This window comes from Lactiplantibacillus sp. B652 (genome assembly GCF_023806745.1).
Lineage (GTDB): Bacteria > Bacillota > Bacilli > Lactobacillales > Lactobacillaceae > Lactiplantibacillus > Lactiplantibacillus pentosus.
Map to the genome: position 1 here is coordinate 386,446 of NZ_JAMSKY010000002.1, position 19,273 is coordinate 405,718.

At 46.1% G+C, this 19,273-nt stretch carries 7 protein-coding genes and 2 tRNA genes; 5 read left to right on the forward strand and 4 right to left on the reverse strand.

Annotated features, from left to right (window positions below; all coding sequences use genetic code 11):
• Nucleotides 1–21 precede the first annotated feature (21 nt).
• Nucleotides 22–501, reverse strand: a complete 480-nt coding sequence (locus MZO40_RS04475) for a GtrA family protein (protein ID WP_050339989.1) — start codon at nt 499–501, stop codon at nt 22–24.
• A gap of 146 nt (nt 502–647) precedes the next feature.
• On the opposite strand from MZO40_RS04475, the gene MZO40_RS04480 reads away from it, so the two are divergent.
• The 3 genes from MZO40_RS04480 to MZO40_RS04490 all read left to right on the forward strand — a co-directional run bounded on the left by MZO40_RS04480 (nt 648) and on the right by MZO40_RS04490 (nt 2,599).
• Nucleotides 648–1,661, forward strand: coding sequence for a hypothetical protein (locus MZO40_RS04480; RefSeq protein WP_050339988.1), 1,014 nt, complete (start codon nt 648–650; stop codon nt 1,659–1,661).
• Between the two features lie 159 nt (nt 1,662–1,820).
• The gene (locus tag MZO40_RS04485) at nt 1,821–2,246 is read left to right on the forward strand and encodes a hypothetical protein (protein WP_252133127.1); all 426 of its coding nucleotides are present in this window, start codon (nt 1,821–1,823) and stop codon (nt 2,244–2,246) included.
• Between the two features lie 269 nt (nt 2,247–2,515).
• Nucleotides 2,516–2,599: transfer RNA gene (locus MZO40_RS04490), tRNA-Leu, on the forward strand.
• A gap of 338 nt (nt 2,600–2,937) precedes the next feature.
• Here the strand turns inward: MZO40_RS04490 and MZO40_RS04495 are convergent.
• On the reverse strand, nt 2,938–15,453 hold the full coding sequence (locus MZO40_RS04495) for a bacterial Ig-like domain-containing protein (RefSeq protein WP_252133128.1): 12,516 nt from the start codon (nt 15,451–15,453) through the stop codon (nt 2,938–2,940).
• 405 nt (nt 15,454–15,858) lie between these two features.
• Here MZO40_RS04495 and MZO40_RS04500 point away from each other — a divergent pair.
• A tRNA-His gene (locus tag MZO40_RS04500) sits at nt 15,859–15,931 on the forward strand.
• A gap of 68 nt (nt 15,932–15,999) precedes the next feature.
• Here the strand turns inward: MZO40_RS04500 and MZO40_RS04505 are convergent.
• Nucleotides 16,000–18,267: an excinuclease ABC subunit UvrA gene (locus MZO40_RS04505; protein ID WP_105961912.1), complete on the reverse strand. Its 2,268-nt coding sequence runs from the start codon at nt 18,265–18,267 to the stop codon at nt 16,000–16,002.
• 53 nt (nt 18,268–18,320) lie between these two features.
• Nucleotides 18,321–18,608 (reverse strand): hypothetical protein, encoded by a 288-nt coding sequence (locus tag MZO40_RS04510; protein ID WP_003638401.1) that lies wholly within the window; start codon nt 18,606–18,608, stop codon nt 18,321–18,323.
• Nucleotides 18,609–18,717: 109 nt separating this feature from the next.
• Here MZO40_RS04510 and MZO40_RS04515 point away from each other — a divergent pair, with 109 nt between their 5' ends.
• Nucleotides 18,718–19,239: a hypothetical protein gene (locus MZO40_RS04515; RefSeq protein WP_225367257.1), complete on the forward strand. Its 522-nt coding sequence runs from the start codon at nt 18,718–18,720 to the stop codon at nt 19,237–19,239.
• Nucleotides 19,240–19,273: the final 34 nt, after the last annotated feature.

The following is a 19,273-nucleotide window of genomic DNA, read 5'->3' on the forward strand; positions in this document are numbered from 1 at the left end:
TTAATACGCTTATTCACATTATTAGTTATTACGATTATTTAACCGTTTCAGCAGCATCCTGCGCATCCGCATTTTCTGATTACTTTCCATAAAAATCAGGCGCGAGGTGCCATAATTGAACAATCCGACAAGTACCTGATCAATGATTTTCACTAACATCGCTGGCCATATGAGGACTGAGATGCCGAGAAACATCAGGAAGGTATCAAAAAAGTAAGACAGTCCGCGCGTTAACATGAAGCTCACGAACTCGCGGCACCAGTGCCAAAAATTTTGTGATTTTGATTGAAAGACCACCGCTTTGTTGGTAAAAAAACTGAACAAAGTTGCGACGATCCACGCAATCGTGTTGGAAAATAGGTAGTGTTCAGCCAGGACAGCGTGTAGTAGCCAGAATGCCAACACGTTGATCAACGCGGCCATGAAGCCAAACACGGCATATTTCCAAAAATATTCACCTCGATGGTAGATTTTAATCAACCATTGCACGCTGTTCGCCACCGTTTCTTATCAGTCAAAATTATTATACAATAGCAATATCATACCTTGTTATCGATTCGCTGACAAGCACAGCCGTAAAATTGGCGCTCTGCGTGCTGGTCGACTATACTTAAACTAATCTGCAATTCTTCTTGGAGTGAATTATTATGAGAATTTATTTAATTGTTGCTGGGCTGATTGCTGCCTGCCTAGTCTTGATCACGATTTTAATCGCGGTGTTGGTCCACCTACACCATACAAACCAGGCAGCGGCCAAACAAGCCGAGTTATTGAAGTCGATTCGCCAACGACTCGTTCACCAAACCTTAGCGAACCAGGAACAGGACCGGCAAATCGTCAAATTGCAGACACAAAATAACGGTTTTCGTAACCGGCTCAACCAGACGGCACCCCGGCCCGTGTCCGTTCCGCAGACGCGTCGCATCAATGCGAACTCACGCGCGATTTTTCGTTCGTATGTGATTGGCCTCGATTACTATCAAAAAGAATTCGAAGCAGCGTTAGCGGATGCCAGTGAGCGGGGCTATTTCAAGCCCTATGGCGGTTATAACGATTCGGGGCTCAAGGCGGATTATTTGTACGCTAAGAAATATCGGGTCGATGCCAACGCCAACATTGGGGAAATCCAATTAGTCGAAGAAGTCGATGGACCACAGCGGTCGGTGCGTGTTGAACTCAAAGTTGCGGAACACGGCTATACGATTGGGTATTTGCCAAAGAAGCAAGTTGACGAAGCCTTCAATGTCATCGATATTTATGCTAATTCCGTGATGACGCTCTCCTCCAAGACTAATTTGACGGGTGGCGAATGGAAGATGGCCATTGATGCCGTTGACGAAATGCAATACATGAACGATCCGAACGCTCAGAACCGGGCCTTGCCTGATTACGGCGCTATCGACACGCCGCTTAAAATCAAGACCGGTAAAAAATCGTACTTCCTCCAATTCACGCTCTATGAAATGGAAATCAGCAACGATGAGATTCCGCTCTACAGTCTGGTCGATACGGTCGACGGTCAACGCGGTTCAATCATCGAAGTTGATGCGGGTCCTATCTCCTACGTTATCGATGTTCAGGATGGTCCGCAGACTGGGTCTAAGATTACGGTCATTCCGGAACAGATCGACCGGGTCATTTGGGTGCCAAACTGGAAATAAGTCATCTAATGAAGTGGGGTTACCGTCATGAAAAAGTTTTTGCTAGCCGTTGTTTTAATTTTAGCCATTGGTGTAATGACGATTGTTGATATGAAAATTATCCGACAGACCCCCTATCCGAGTCTGTCGCAGGAACAAACGAAATAAGGAGGACCACGCGTGACTCGGGGAATCATTATCGGAGGCTGCAGTCTATTGCTATTAGCCGGCTGCACCTCACAAGCTGAACCAAGTATCTCAACCAAAACGGCCAGTTTGGTCGCTGCATCAGACCGCGCAGAACAAACTCGGCGCGACAATCAAGCGGCCGACGCGAGTGCCAAAAAGCGTCTCGGCAATAATTATCAAGCTACGAATGACCATATTACCAGTGCCACCGGTGCCGCCCAAGCAGTTGCCCAGGTACTCCATGAACCGAAGTCGCAGACATTTGCAGTCATCCCCACCGCTAATCGCGATGGCCAGGGGCACCACTATTATCAAGTGGATGCCTACCGCAAGAAGACGGATGGTGGCCGCGGTCATTATTTGAATAGTTACTTTGTTTATGCAAATGGTAATATTACGACAAAACAGACGAATTAATGGAATTTAGATACAAACGACAACAGCTTTTCCCTGCCATCATTGAAGTGTATGATAGCAGGGAGGAGCTGTTTGGGGTTCAAAGCATCTGGTTGTTTGTTAACCATGTTTCATCATAGATTAAAGATACTTAGCTGATTTGAAATGCCCACAAACTTACTTATTGTCGTTGTTACCTCATCAGTGATGAAAAATTACTGCATAAATATAGAAAAAGGTTTATTTTTTCGTGACTTTTCGCTATAATGAATATTGTTGTTAATTCAACTGCCCCAGTGGCGGAACTGGCAGACGCGCAGCGTTCAGGTCGCTGTATTGGAAACAATGTACAGGTTCGAATCCTGCCTGGGGCATAATTAGTCATAAGAGAACATTTCAAAAGTAGGAATCCCGTTAAATCAACGTTTAGCGAGATTCCTATTTTTATATTGCATGAAAAATACTAGTACAAAAATAGTTTTTACACGTTCAACACCGGATTGCATCAATGAATAGATAATGTAAGATCAAGAGTTGTAAGCATCCATCTCTTTTTAGCATCACTGATTTGCTTCACTTTCTTGCCTTAGATAAATGGTTTGTGATTTAGTCTCGCCCTTGCCTAGCAAACAGTCAATAAATTGTATAATAAAAGTCGCAACCCTGAATGCGCAGGGTTGCGACCTCTTGTACTAATACAGATTAAAGTGAATTACTTTTTCTTCTTCTTGGTTGGTTTGACCATTGTAATCAGTCCGGCAAGCGCAATGCCCAACCAAGGCCACCAATTCGTGTTACCTGCATTGTGTTCATCCGTTTGTGGTAATTGTGTGGGTGAACCGGTGCCCGGTTGCCCAGTCGTTTTGGTGTTAATCGTTGACTTCGCACTGTCAGTAGTTACTGATTGGTGTTTTGCGACAGCTGCTTTAACCGTTGCATTAGCACCGTTCTCATGGCTCACAGTATTTGGCTTTGCGACCTCTTTTTGCCCTGAGTCGTTGTCAGCATCATGGATCGTATCAGTATCAATTTGATGATTTGTATTCAAATTATCATTGGATACTGCATCATCATCAGACTTGGTGCTTTGGTTGTCAGAATTAGTGTCGGTATTGCCGTTACCGTCTTGATTACCTGAACCATTGTCGGCATCACTATTACCGCCTTGGTTGCCCGAACCATTGTCCGTGTTACCATTACCACCTTGGTTATCTAAACCATTGTCCGTATTACCATTGCCGCCTTGGTTGCCCGAACCATTGTCCGTATTGCCGTTGCCGCCTTGGTTACCCGAACCGTTGTCCGTATTGCCGTTGCCGCCTTGGTTATCGGAACCATTGTCCGTATTACCATTGCCGCCTTGGTTATCTGAACCATTGTCCGTATTTCCGTTGCCGCCTTGGTTACCCGAACCATTGTCCGTATTACCATTGCCGCCTTGGTTGCCCGAACCGTTGTCGGTATTGCCATTGCCGCCTTGGTTGCCCGAACCATTATCCGTATTGCCATTGCCGCCTTGGTTACCTGAACCGTTATCCGCATTACCATTGCCGCCCTGGTTACCCGAACCATCGTCAGCAGCAATCAACGTAATCATTGTTTTCGCTGAATGCAGTTTACCTTGTTGGTCCACAAGCTCGTAAGTGAGCTGGTAAATTCCTGAGCAGTGCCAATCGACATCACCAGTAATAACAACTGCTTCGTTGATTGAACGACCATCCACATCGGTTGCTGCTAAAATATTAGCAGTTGCATCCCACTTCTGGCCGACTTTCAGCGTGACTGCTGTCGTCCGCAATTTAAGACTGGCCTCATTTTCCAATACAATAATCGTGGCCGTTGCACTATGGTCATGACCAAGTTGGTCTAAGAAATGATACGTTAACAGATATTTGCCGGCTTGATTCAACTCGACAGTGCCCTGCACGCTCACTTGCTCACTCGTCTGGGCGCTACCGTCAGAATCTAGCACTTCAGCCACGTTTGATAATGGCGCCCAAGTTGCGCCAGCACGTAAAGTCACCGTTTCCGCGTGTAAACGCAATAACGCCTGATCGACAACAATTGGTTCAACGACTGTGACCATCGCGACTGCTTGTTGCTCATGGCCTCGCATATCCGTGAAATGATAACGGACTTGATACGTCCCTGGAGCTGCTGTGTCAACCTGCCCATCGATGACTAAATCAGTTGACGCAATTTCGTGCCCATCCACATCACGGGCCAGTTGTAAGTTAGCTAATGGCTGCCACTCATCACCGACCGTCAGTGCGACCTGATCATGTTTTAGCAAAAGTGCCGCCTGGTTAGCTAATACGTTTACGGTCGTCACGGCCTGCTGCAGCTTATTCTGCTGATCAACGAAGCTGTATAAAACGCGATACTGACCGACGACGTTTGAATTAACGCTCCCAGAAATCCTGAGCTGGTCTGCCATTACGGGTGTCCCGTCAACATTCGTCGCTTTGACCACGTTTGCCATTGGCTGCCACTCATCACCAGCATAGAGCGTGATATCGTTTGCAGCTAACTTCAGCGCGGACTCGTTTGGTAACACAGTGACTGTTGTGGCTAATTTTTGCAAGTTCCCGTTACCATCGATGAACTGATAACTGACCTGATAACTTCCGGCCACCGTTGTATCAACGATTGGTAGTGCGCGTGACCGCATCATCATCAAACGCAAGCGCTGATTTAATTTTGTCACATTCACCGAAATGCGATCTTCAGCTATCGCCTGGCCATCCATGTCAGTGGCACTCACGAAGTTCATCATCGGTTCCCAAGTATCACCAACATGCAATGTAACCGCTGTCTTCTCAACCACAATCGTCGCCTGATTTTCAGCAACTGTCACCGTGAACTGGGCCGTCCGCAAATGGTCTAACTGGTCAGTGAATTGGTACGTTAATTCATAATCACCGACTACCTTTAAATCATAGTGACCGAGAACTTGTAGCAGGTCAAACGTGATTGCACTGCCATCGACGTTTTTAGCACCGCCAAAGTTATCTTCCGGTTGCCACTGACGATTGCCCAGGTAAAGTGTAACGTGTTGTTGCGTCATTGTTAGCGCTGCTAAGTTGTCCAAGACCGTTACCGTCGCTGTTGCACGATGCGTCTGATTGAATGAATCCGTGAAAGCATAGTTGACCAAATACGTCCCAGGCGTTGTTGAATCAACCGCATTCGTGATCTGCATGGTGGCTAAATCAATGGCACGACCATCAATATCACTTTCTGCCGCGATATTGCTTTCAGGTTGCCAGCGATTATCTCCTGCACGAAAACTAAGTTCAGTCTGGTTAAGTCGCAAATTGGCATAGTTTGCCAACACATTCACTGGTACGATTACTTGTTGCACTGTGCCTTGCTGGTCCGTGAAACTATATGTGACCTTGTATTGACCGACTGCCTTTGAGTCAACCGTGCTGGTGATGTCTACATCAGCCAAATCAACTGGTGTACCATCGACATTTGTCGCACGATCAAAGTTGTCTTTTTCAGACCATTTTGCACCGATTCGGAAACTTTCAGCTGTGGATTTGACCTTAATACCTGCTAAGTTTGCTAGTACCTCAACTGGAACTTCAATACTTCGAAGCTTACCTTGTTGATCAGTGAAACTATATGTGACAGTATACTGCCCAACCACCTCTGGATTTACCATGCTCTCAATATCAACATCAGCTAAATCGATTGGCGTCCCGTCGACATCGGTCGCACTATCAAAGTTATCTTCTGCTGACCATTTTGCACCAATGCGGAAACTTTCAGTCGTTGATTTAACCTTGATGCCGGCCAAGTTTGCCAGGACATCAACCGTAACATCAGCTTTCCGAAACTGGCCTTGTTGGTCTGTGAAACTGTACGTAACCTTGTATTGACCGACTGCTTTTGAGTCAACTGTACTGATAACATCCACATCAGCTAAATCGATTGGCGCCCCGTCGACATCTGTCGCACCATCAAAGTTATCCTTCTCCGACCATTTTGCACCAATGCGGAAGCTTTCAGTCTTGGATTTAACTTTGATGCCAGCCATGTTCGCTAGTACATTAACCGGAACTTCAACGCTTCGAAGCTTACCTTGTTGATCAGTGAAGCTATATGTGACCTTGTATTGACCGACCACTTCTGGATTTACCGTGCTCTTGACATCAACATTAGATAAGCCAAGCGCAGTACCATCAACATCGGTCGCACTATCAAAGTTGTCGTTCTCCGACCACTTTGCACCGATTCGGAAGCTTTCAGTCGGTGCTTTAGCCTTGATACCAGCCAAGTTCGCTAGTACATCAACCATAACATCAGCTTGTCGGAGTTGGCCTTGTTGGTCTGTGAAACTGTATGTGACCTTGTATTGGCCAACTTTTTTCGGATCAACCGTACTAGTAACGTCCACATCAGCCAAATCGATTGGCGTCCCGTCGACATCTGTCGCACTATCAAAGTTATCCTTCTCAGACCATTTTGCACCGATTCGGAAACTTTCTGACGTTGACTTAACCCTGATATCGGCCAAGTTTGCCAGCACTTCAACTGGAACTTCAACGCTTCGAAGCTTACCCTGCTGATCAGTAAAACTGTACGTAACTTTGTATTGGCCAGCCACCTCTGAATTTACAGTACTCTTGATATCAATATTAGATAGATTAATAAGTGTCCCATCAACATCTGTTGCGCTATCAAAGTTGTCTTCCGCCGACCATTTTGCTCCAATACGGAAACTTTCAGTCGTGGATTTGACTTTAATATCTGCTAAATTTTCCAGGACCTTAACCGTAACATCAGCTTTTCGGAGTTGGCCTTGTTGGTCTGTGAAACTATACGTAACCTTGTATTGGCCAACTTTTTTCGGATCAACCGTACTAGTAATGTCCACATCAGCCAAATCAATTGGGGTCCCGTCGACATCAGTCGCACTATCGAAGTTATCCTTCTCAGACCATTTTGCACCGATTCGAAAACTCTCAGCAATTGATTTAACCTTGATGCCGGCCAGGTTTTCTAGCACCGTCACCGTAGCACTCGTACTGTGATCTTGCCCGAGGCTATCCTTAAAGCTGTATGTTAGTTCATAATCGCCAGGTGTAGTCGTATCCACTGATCCACTACGCTTGATTCTCGCATCCTCGACCGTGGTACCATCAACATCAACTGCGTTTACGACAACGCTATCTGGATTCCAAACGCCGTGGGCATAAAGCTTGTCACTGAGATTATCAGCCTTAATGCCCGCTAAGTTCGCCAGTACATCAACCGTAACTTCAGCCTTTTGAAGCCTACCTTGTTGGTCTGTGAAACTATACGTGACCTTGTATTGGCCAACCACCCCTGAATTTACCGTACTCTCAACATCAACATCAGCTAAATCAATTAGTGTCCCGTCAATGTCTGTCGCACTAACAAAGTTATCCCTCTCAGACCATTTTGCACCAATCCGGAAACTTTCAGTGGGCGATTTAACCTTGATGCCGGCCAGGTTTTCTAGCACCGTTACCGTAGTGCCCGTACTTTGTTCTTGCCCAAGGCTGTCCGTAAAGCTGTAGGTTAATTCATAATCGCCAGGCGTGCTCATATCGACTGTTCCACTACGCTTAATCTTCGCATCTTCGACCGCTGTACCATCCACGTCAATTGCTGTGACGACAACGCTATCTGAGTTCCAAACGCCATGTGTATACAGCTTATCACCGGAAGTCTTCACCTTAATATCTGCTAAGTTTGCCAGTACCGTTACCGTTGTGCTCGTATTTTGTTCATGCCCAAGACTGTCCATAAAGCTGTAGATCAACTCATAAGCGCCTGGTGTGTCCATATCAACGGTTCCACTATGCTTGATCTTCGAAGCTTCGACCGTGGCACCATCCACATCAATTGCTTTCACGACAATGCTATCTGGATTCCAAACGCCGTGTGCATAAAGCTTGCCGCTGCTATTATCCACGTCAATCAAAGCATGATTTTCCAGCACCGTTACCGTAGTACTCGTGCTTTGCTCATGACCAAGACTGTCCATAAAGCTGTAGATCAACTCATAAGCGCCCGGTGTGGTCATATCAACGGTTCCACTACGTTTGATTTTTGAAGCTTCGATCGTGGCACCATCCACATCAATTGCTGTGATAACAATGCTATCTGGATTCCAAATACCGTTGGCATACAGCGTGCCACTGTTATTATCTACGTCAATCGACGCATGATTTTCTAGCACCGTTACCATAGCACTCGTACTTTGTTCGTTCCCAAGGATATCCTTAAAACTGTAGATCAATTCATAGTCACCAGCTTTAGTGACATCTACTGTTCCACTACGCTTGATTCTCGCATCTCCGACCGTGGTACCATCCACATCAGTCGCTGTAACGACAACACTTTCTGGATCCCAAATACCGTTGGCATACAGCGTGCCACTGTTATTATCTGCGCTAATTGCCGCTTGATTTTCTAGCACCGTTACCGTAGTACTCGTGCTTTGCTCATGCCCAAGGATATCCTTAAAACTGTAGATCAATTCATAGTCACCAGCTTTAGTGACATCTACTGTTCCGCTAATCTTGATTTTGGTATTTTCGACCGCGTTGCCATCAACGTCAACTGCTGTTACGACAACGCTATCTGGATTCCAAATACCGTGTGCATAGAGTTTGCCACTGTTATTATCGACGTTAATCGACGCATGATTTTCTAGAACTGTTACCATAGTACTCGTGCTTTGTTCATGCCCAAGACTGTCCGTAAAGCTGTAGGTTAATTTATAATCACCAGGTGTAGTCATATCTACCGTTCCACTACACTTGATTTTTGAAGCTTCGACCGTGGTACCATCCACATCAGTCGCGTTTATGACAACACTTTCTGGATTCCAAACACCATGTGCATACAGTTTGCCACTGTTATTGGCTGCGTTAATTGCCGCTTGATTTTCCAGCACCGTTACCGTAGTGCTCGTGCTTTGTTCACGACCAAGGCTGTCCGTAAAGCTGTAGGTTAATTTATAATCACCAGGTGTGGTCATATCTACTGTTCCACTACGCTTGATTTTTGAAGCTTCGATCGTGGTACCATCCACGTCAGTTGCTGTGATAACAATGCTATCCGGATTCCAAGCACCCTGTGCATAGAGCACGCCACTGTTATTGTCGACGCTAATTGCCGCTTGATTTTCCAGCACCGTTACCGTAGTACTCGTGCTTTGTTCACGACCAAGGCTGTCCGTAAAGCTGTAGGTTAATTTATAATCACCAGGTGTGGTCATATCTACTGTTCCACTACGCTTGATTTTTGAAGCTTCGACCGTGGTACCATCCACGTCAGTTGCTGTGATAACAATGCTATCTGGATTCCAAATACCGTTGGCATACAGCGTGCCACTGTTATTATCTACGCTAATTGCCGCTTGATTTTCTAGCACCGTCACCGTAGTGTTCTTGCTGTGTTCTTTTCCAAGGCTATCCACGAAACTGTAAGTTAACTCATATTCGCCAGGTGTGGTCATATCTACTGTTCCACTACGCTTGATTTCCGAACCTTCAACCACAGTACCATCAACATCAGTTGCATTCACGACAACACTATCTGGATTCCAAATACCGTGTGCATATAGCGTGCCACTATTATTGTTGACATTAATTGCCGCATGATTTTCCAGTACCTTTACCGTAGTACTCGTACTTTTTTCGTGACCAAGACTGTCCTTAAAGCTGTATGTCAATTCATAATCGCCAGGCGTGCTCATATCGACCGTTCCGATGCACTTGATTCTCGCATCTTCGACCGTGGTACCATCCACGTCAGTCGCGTTCACGACAACGCTAGCTGGATTCCAAACGCCATGTGCATACAGCGTGCCACTGTTATTGTCTACGCTAATTGCCGCTTGATTTTCCAGCACCTCAACCGTAGTGTCCTTGCTGTGTTCTTTTCCAAGGCTGTCCACGAAACTGTACGTTAGTTTATAGTCACCAGGTGTAGTCATATCTACTGTTCCACTACGCTTGATTTCCGAACCTTCAACCACAGTACCATCCACATCAGTTGCGTTCACGACAACACTCTCTGGATTCCAAATACCGTTGGCATACAGCGTGCCACTGTTGTTATCGACGTTAATCGCCGCTTGATTTTCCAGCACCTCAACCGTAGTGTCCTTGCTGTGTTCTTTTCCAAGGCTATCCACGAAACTGTAGGTTAATTTATAATCACCAGGTGTGGTCACATCTACTGTTCCGACGCACTTGATTTTCTTAGCTTCGACCGCTGTACCATCCACATCAGTCGCGTTCACGACAACACTCTCTGGATTCCAAATACCGTTGGCATACAGCGTGCCACTGTTATTCTCTAAGCTAATTGCCGCTTGATTTTCTAGCACCGTCACCGTAGTGTCCTTGCTGTGCTCTTTTCCAAGGCTATCCACGAAACTGTAGGTTAATTTATAATCGCCAGGTGTAGTCATATCTACTGTTCCGATACACTTGATTCTCGCATCCTCGACCGTACTACCATCCACATCAGTTGCGTTCACGACAACGCTAGCTGGATTCCAAATACCGTTCGCATACAGCGTGCCACTGTTATTATCTACACTAATTGCCGCTTGATTTTTCAGCACCTCAACCGTAGCTTGTCCCGAATGAGCGACGCCGAATTGATCAGTGAACTGATAGGTGATAGTGTATTTTCCGACCTGGTTCAAGTCAACCGTACCAGTAACACTCAGAGCCGAGATATCCAGCGTTTCGCCATCGGAATCCATTGCCGATACAAAATTGTCCGTTGGGGTCCAAGTGCCGAATTGATAAACGCGACTATCTTTAACCTGCAAATCAGCATGATTCTCATCAGCCTTAACGTTAACCGCTGCGGTCGCAGTATGTTCACCATGCGCATCCGTAAAGTGATAGTTGAGTTGATAAGTTCCCGGTTTCTTGATGTTAGCGACTTCTGCATCAGTCGAATCAGTAATTGTGAGTTCAACCGTAGCTTCATTACCCTGATCATCAATCGCCTTGTCGATATTGGTCAGCGGATCCCACCGGTCATCTGTTGAAACGTTGACCTGGGTTTCTTTAAGAGTCAGCCCGTTGACAATCACAGTAGCCGTGGCTGTCCGCACCGTGCCAGTACTGTCAGTCATTTGATAGTCAATTTGATAGACGCCTGGAATCGCCGTGTCAACGGTACCGTTTTCAATTCCATTAACACTAACAATCCCATTGACCTTGGTTAAATCAGTGACCGACCCGTCAGCGTCCAATAGCGAAGCAATGTTATCGGCCGCAGTCCACGTCGTCCCTAGTTGTAAGACCGAATCCTTAGCGGTGATGAGACTCTGATTAGCAACCAATGATAGTGTAACGGGTACGGAAATCTGTTTGGTCCCATCACCATCAATATACTGATAAGCAACTTGATATTCACCCGAATGAGCTGGCTGTTGCAATAGCGCATTTAACTGACTCGACGTTAAAGTTTGATTAGTCGTTGCGTCCGTGACCGTGGTTGTTAAATCATCAATCGTCTTATTCGTATCAATCAAACCAGCGAGACTATCTTTAGGTGCCCAAGTACTGTTCGTCCCACTAATCACCTGCAAATCCTTGCCCAGAATATTTTGCCAGGTCCAGGTGGCAGCAGTTGCAAGCGGGTTGGTCCCATCGTAACGAGCCATGAGCTGTTCTGAGGTGAGCGTCTCGGCGGTGGCATTGTTGATCCAAACACCATCGAATCCTTGAGACGGTGCTAAATATGCACTTACAAGTAAATCCGGCTTTAGGCCACTCGCTACAAGTACTTCCTCAAAGGCCTCAGCTGTAGGATAAGTTGCAAGTATTTCCTGTATTTCCTCTTTACTAGCTTTAGATGAATCAAACCAACCCAAGACACTTGTTGGCTTAGGCAATGAGAGTCTTGTTTTACAGCCAAGTATCAATGTGCTTAAATACGTCTGATATTGCCCTCCTTGTATATTACCATCACTATCCTCAACCAATAGCAAATTAAACAATCCAAACATGCTATACAGCATCTCATAGTTAAACTGCAGTTTTTCACCACTGAACGATGAAAGATTCAAATTTTTGAGCGCACTATCCAAATAAAACATTTTGTACATGTGCTCGACATTACTGGTATCGAAACTGGTCAAGTCCAGTCTTTCCAAGCGAGTATCACCACTGAACATCGCCGTCATGTCCGTCACTTGGCTGGTGTCAAACTGGTCAAAATCGACATGAGCTAAAGCGATGTCATTTGCAAACATCCCTTGCATGTCTGTAACTTGATCCATACCTAATTGTTGCTTCCAGACAAACGTTTCCATATCCGGTGAGTCACTAAACATATAAGCCATGGTTGTCACGCTGTGCGTGTCTAAATTATTAGACCAAGCAAATTGAGTATGATTGACGAGGCTGCTTAACATATAGGACATATCCGTCACATTGCCCGTTTGCAGATAACCTAAATAGTCATCTTTGAAATTAACATAACCTTTGAACATTCCTTGCATATTCAACACTTTACGAGTATCAAAATTAACAAGGTTCAACGACATTGCAACTGGCAAAAAGAAACCTGCGAACATATAGGACATGTCTGTCACGTTGCTCGTATCCAACTTTTCAAGCCCCGTAAATGATTGCACTTTCTGATCTGCAAACACATCTTCGAACATGTGACTCATCGTTGTGACCTGACTAGTCGCCAATTTACTAATGTCTAATGAAACAAGTGCTCGGTCTCCTTTAAACATCCCTGACATGTTGGTCACAGTAGTTGTCTTCAATGGCGTTGTATCCAGTGCGCTTAATGCTGCACAGCCAGCAAACATATTGGCCATATTCACGACCTGGCTAGTGTCAAGACTTGATACATCTAACACAGGCAACGAGGCACAATTATTAAACATGTTGGCCATCGTAGTCACCCGACTGGTCTCAAAGTTTGACAGGTCAAGTGCCGTTAACGAACGACAATTACTGAACATATTGGCCATCGTTGTGACTGCAGCCGTGTTTAGATGTGTAAGACCCTCAATATTTGTTAAGGATTCACAATCATTGAAGAAATCTGCCATGTTTGTTATATGGCTCGTATCAAGTTGACTGACATCTAGGCTGGTCAGCTTTTGACAACCAGAAAACAATTGATCCATGTTGGTCACATTACGGGTATCAAAATCATCTACAAGATCAATACTTGTGAGTGTCGCACAATTAGTGAACATCTGCTTCATACTCGTCACTTGCTGATCCACAAAGTGCGTTGGTAATAACAGGCTAGTTAAACTTTCACAGTTTGTAAACATATTATCCATATTAGTGATCAAATGTGTATCAAAGTTACTCAGATCTAGTGTCTTCACATGGACTGCACCATTGAACATTGCTTGCATATCAGTGACCTGACTGGTATCAAAATTTGCAACGTCTAATGTGGTCGCATAACAAAAGTCAAACATATGAGACATATTAGTCACCTTGCTGGTGATAAAGCCGCTAACATCTAAGTTGCCTAATGCATCGCACCGCGTAAACATGTGCGACATATTAGTGACATTACTGGTATCAAAAGTCTGGTCAGGATTATTGGGGGAATAGGTACTAATCACCAGTTTCCCCAGATTTTCATCGCCATTAAACATATAGGACATATCTGTAACATTGTGCGTATCAAATTTGCTTAGGTCAAGTGACATTAGTTGCGTACAATTATTAAACATGTACGCCATGCTCGTCACTTGACTCGTCAGTTTAGAAGCATCAGAGGCATCTGACGCCATAGCAATACTTGAAAACCCACTATTATTAAACATGTAAGACGTATCAGAATACGCGTTCGCGAGAAATGGAAGTGCGACTAACACTCGTTTATCATACTGACTAGCATTCGCAATACACTTGACGTTTTCAAACATATGTGAGGCATTGACCGAGTCAGCCAGACTATACCAATCATTTAGAAACACCCCGGACGCCATAAACGTCACTCGCTCAAACATATAGGACATATCCGTCGTTTGTTTGACACTTATCTGAGAAAAAAACGATCTCGGATACTCTTCATTACTCAGGTCAAAAGTTAACCCATTAAATAGCCCACGTGCATTAGCCCCAACAGCGACACTGCCTTCAAACAGCAGCGTCAACTTTGCATTATGCGCTTCTACATATTGGCCCCAGCCCACATTGCCCCAATCTGTCACTTCGGCATTATCATCAAACTGAACATTAGCATCCGCCAATTGCCCAGCCCCTAAGTGCAACGTATTATCGCTGTCATCGATCCACCATTCAGAAGTCCCCATAATGCCTTTGCGACTCGTATCAGTGATTGCATCCCAGGCGGCATAATCCTGCGCTACGGTTGGCGTTGCATCCACGGTATCCAACTGCAACGAACTGGCTTGAACTTGGGCTAACCTTGGCTGTAGGTTGCTGAGTGAATCCGCAGTGAGTCCCGCACTGGTTTTCTCATCAGTCACAGTCTGCGAGTCGATTCCATCAGTGGACGATTGTGTCTGATCAGTTCCAGTCTTGTCGGTTTCACTAGGCTGACTGCTATTGACGTCTGTACCAACCGCGTCATAACCATCGTTAGACAGGCTTGTATCGTTAACTCGATCAGCTTTCGTGGCTGAATCAACTGGCACTGAATCGCCGGCAGAAACAGCTTTATCGGTTTCAACAGATTGTGCTGGTGTTGTACCGGTTTCAGTAGTCGACTGTGACCCGGTTGCTGATTTGTCTGCACTTGTTGTCACAGTGGTGGTATTTTGCTTATTTTCAACAGCGTTACTACCATCTGTATACGGTGTTGTACTTTCGCTTTTAGCACGATTATCCGCATTCGTGGTCAAGTCTGAAGCAGCCTGACCAGACGCGACAGTCTTTGCGGCCGAACTAGCAGTCCCACTCGCTGACGTGGCTTGAGAATCACTGCCAGCCTGTTGTGGACTCGTTGACTCGGACTTAGTTGTTTCAGCTGTCGGTGTCGCCTTCGTGCTAGTCTTAGTGCCACTCTGCAATTGAACGACATTCGACACGGCTGTCGCATTAGCTGTGACAACAGTCGTATCAGCACTACTCGTTGGCGTCTGTTGGACTTCCGCCTGAGCTGTTTGATTGTTGACTTGCCATACTAACAACGCCGTCCCCGCCGCAAGCCAAAAGCGCCGATTTTTACGCGCCGCCATCATTACATATTCCTGATTATTCTTCATGAATTGCCCCTCCAAAGGTTTACCATTATCAAAACATGATGTTCATATAATTCTACCCACTGATAGTATACCGCGTTAATCGATGAATGAAAACGATTCCAGCGATTATTATTTATATTCTTATTATTTAACACAAACATTATTGACCGGTGACAACTACTCACTCATTTTTCATCAATGATTACGCCCCATTTTGAGCACGCTCACTTAGATTTGAAGGTCTTAGAATCGCGGCATCACGGGCATGGAATCATTGGCTCATTCAATCAGTCCCAGACTCACCACCGTATGCTCATCACTTGGCGCCACTTCCATTTACATTAATTTTCAAAAATCCAGAAAAAACACTATGCACCCCAGCATTTTAGTGTATACTAGATATGTTGGCGAAAAGTTAACGTGATGGCGGTAGTGGCGAAGTGGTTAACGCACCGGATTGTGGCTCCGGCACGCGTGGGTTCGATTCCCACCTACCGCCCTTCTAAAAAAGCACGCGCAATTTATTTTGCGCGTGCTTTTTGTTTACATTTATTTTCATGAGTCGCTTCAAGCTTGCATCCAAGCCTTCAAGGCCGCGCCGGTCCGTGAGTCGCTGACTGCTACGGCGTCTTGCGGCGTGCCGCTATACTGAATCTGACCACCATACCGTCCAGCATCTGGGCCGACGTCAATCAACCAATCTGCCTGACTGATGACTGCCAAGTTGTGTTCGATAATAATCAGACTATTGCCTGCATCGACTAACTCAGCAAATAATTTCAATAGCCGTTGTGTATCCTGCAAATGCAGTCCGGCGGTCGGTTCGTCTAATAGATAGACCGTCCCCTGTTTGCCAAGCTCAACTGCCAGCTTCAAGCGCTGTAGCTCGCCACCTGACAAGGTCGTCAGTGGCTGTGCGAGTGTCAAATAGCCTAAACCGACGCGCACCAAATTGTTCAACGGCGCGGCAACTTTGGCCGTATCCGCAAAGAATTCGAGCGCCTTAGTCACGGATAATTGCAGTACTTCCGCAATTGTTTTGCCCAGATAGGTGTAACTGAGCGCAGTCTCATTATAACGTTGCCCATGACACAACTCACAGGTCTGAACGACGGGATCCATGAATGCCATATTGGTGATCGTCACACCCTTGCCTTTACACCGCGGACAAGCGCCCTTACCATTGTAGCTGAACCAGCTAGTCGCGACGCCATTAGCCTTACCGAACAATTGGCGAATCGCGTCCAAAACACCTAAATACGTGGCGGGCGTCGAACGAATATTGAGGCCCACGGGGGTTTGCGCTAGGTCAATGTAGTCGGTCTTTAGCTGCCGCTTCAAAGCAGTCACTAACGAACTCTTACCTGAGCCCGCCACACCTGAAATGACCGTCATCACGCCCAACGGCACGTCAACGCTGACATCTTGCAAGTTGTTTTCGCTCACATGCGTTAAGACCAGTGTTGACTTGACCGGCCGTTCAATGCCCCACTGATGTGGCTGACGCAACCAGTGACCAGTCAATGTATCCGAAGCCAATAATTCTGGGTACGTCCCAGTAAAGGTCACTTGTCCACCGGCACTGCCAGCTTGTGGGCCCATTTCGACCACGTAATCCGCTAAGGCAAACATCGCGGGGTTGTGCTCCACGATTAGAATCGTGTTGCCCTTTTGTTTGAGCTTATTGAGTGCCTGTTTGATTAGTTGAATGTCGTGCGGATGCAGCCCAACACTCGGCTCATCTAAAATGTAGACCATGTCGACGAGTGCACTGGTCAGGTATTTGGCAATCTTGATGCGCTGCGCCTCACCACCCGACAACGAGCTGGTTCCACGATCCAAGGTCAAATAGCCTAGACCAATATCGACCAACGACTGAATTTTAGTCGTTAATTCACGGACGATATCCTGCGCGAGCGGGGCGTCGATCGTTTGCAAAAAAGCCAGGACGTGCTTCAAATCCATCGCACTCACTTCCGCAATGTTAACGCCGTTGATGTGATTGGTCAGTACGACCGGTTTCAAACGGGTGCCACCACAGTCGGGGCACGGCTTGCGAGTCACCACCGCCGCAATGGCATCGCGATGGTGTTCCGCTTCCTTTTTGCCAATAATTGACCGCTTGATGCGTGGAACAACGCCCTCGTACAACGCCGTTCTTGGAAAGCCGGCACCGGGATGGTCGAGCTTTTGTTGGGGCGCGTGCATTAACAAGTCATATTCTTCCGCCGTATAATCCTTGATGGGCTTGTCATTATCGAATAAGCCACTAGTTGCATAACGCCGCCAGCGCCACGTGTCCGGTGCAAAACTCACAAAGGTGATGGCACCTTGATTAAGGGATTTTTCGGGATCGATCAATTGGTGCTCATCAATATCGTCGACGTACCCCAAGCCCTGACAGGTCGGGCACATGCCTTGTGGTAGATTAAACGAGAACGTGTCGGAATAGCCGATAAACGGTTGGCCGACTCGCGAGAATAACAGGCGCAATAAGGAATAAATCCCGGTATAAGTCGCAAGTGTTGAACGGGCGTTTTTACCCAAACGCTGCTGGGCAATCACAATGGCGACCGGCAAATGTTCGATGTGGCCGACATGCGGTTGCCCATACTTTGGTAAATACTGCTGCGTGAAGCTCGGAAACGTCTCATTCAGTTCGCGTCGTGACGCTGCCGCAATCGTATCAAAGACTAGCGACGATTTTCCGGAACCGGACAGTCCCACAAAGACCGTCGTGGCATACTTAGGGACCTGGAGACTGACGTGCTGCAAATTATTTTGAGTCGCGTCAAAGACTTCGATTGCCCCATGTTCAAATGGTTGCTTGCTCATCTAATCTTCCCCTCTCAAATCAAAAAAGGACCTGAATTTTCAGATCCTCCGCCTCAAACCGATTCGTCCACTAATTTGACGACCGTCCCGTAGCCCGTAACGACTAGGAACCGGGGTGCGACACTCATTTGAGCAACTTCTGTATTGAAGTTCACGTAAATGAGGCCGTCGCCACCCTGTTCTTCGGCTTTTTTCAGCAACAATGGTTTGACTTGTTCAATCAAATCATCGAAACGTTCAAATTGGTCGACACCATCAGATTCGAACATCAGGTGCTTGGTGACAGAAACAACACCTTTAATCATGTGTGACCGTTGTAGATCACCGGTTGTCATAAACATTTTATCCCAACCCCCTATCACCTCAATTCTACTTGAAAACCCCGTGACTAGCAAACGTAACCAATTATTTGACCATCCGTTTTTAAAGGACTAAGTTAAAGGTTAGGGAGTGATATTTTTGGAAACAGCAACACAACTTTTACAACAGTATACTTTCGAGCCCGTTAAGTCGAAACTGCGGGCCGAACAACACACCTTAGCTGTCCAAGCACAGGACCGCGCCATTCCATTCGGTCACTTCAAGATTCGACTGAAAAATATCGATAACCAGCAGTCCTACTTGCTTGAACTGAAACAAGCGTTACAATTGACGACCACGACCGGACTCCAGTTACGTTCCCGGCTACACGGTGTGCATGTCAAGCACGCGCGCCACTTGGTTCCTAACGGTTATCACGTGCTCGCGTCATTAACAATCAAATCGGCACCCGAAGATGCCCACCAGTTTGTCCATGATAAAACCAAACTGGCCTGCCTGATTCCGGTCAGTGAGCACCACACGACTGATCTACCCGACCAAGTCCCGTTATACGCCTTCACGGATAATCACCAGTTAGTCATTAACCAGCAAGCCATGGCCCACTTATTCCTAACTTGCATCCGGCAAACGACCCATAGCAAGGTCAGCTAATCAACCTTTTTATAAATAATTTGATAGAAAACAA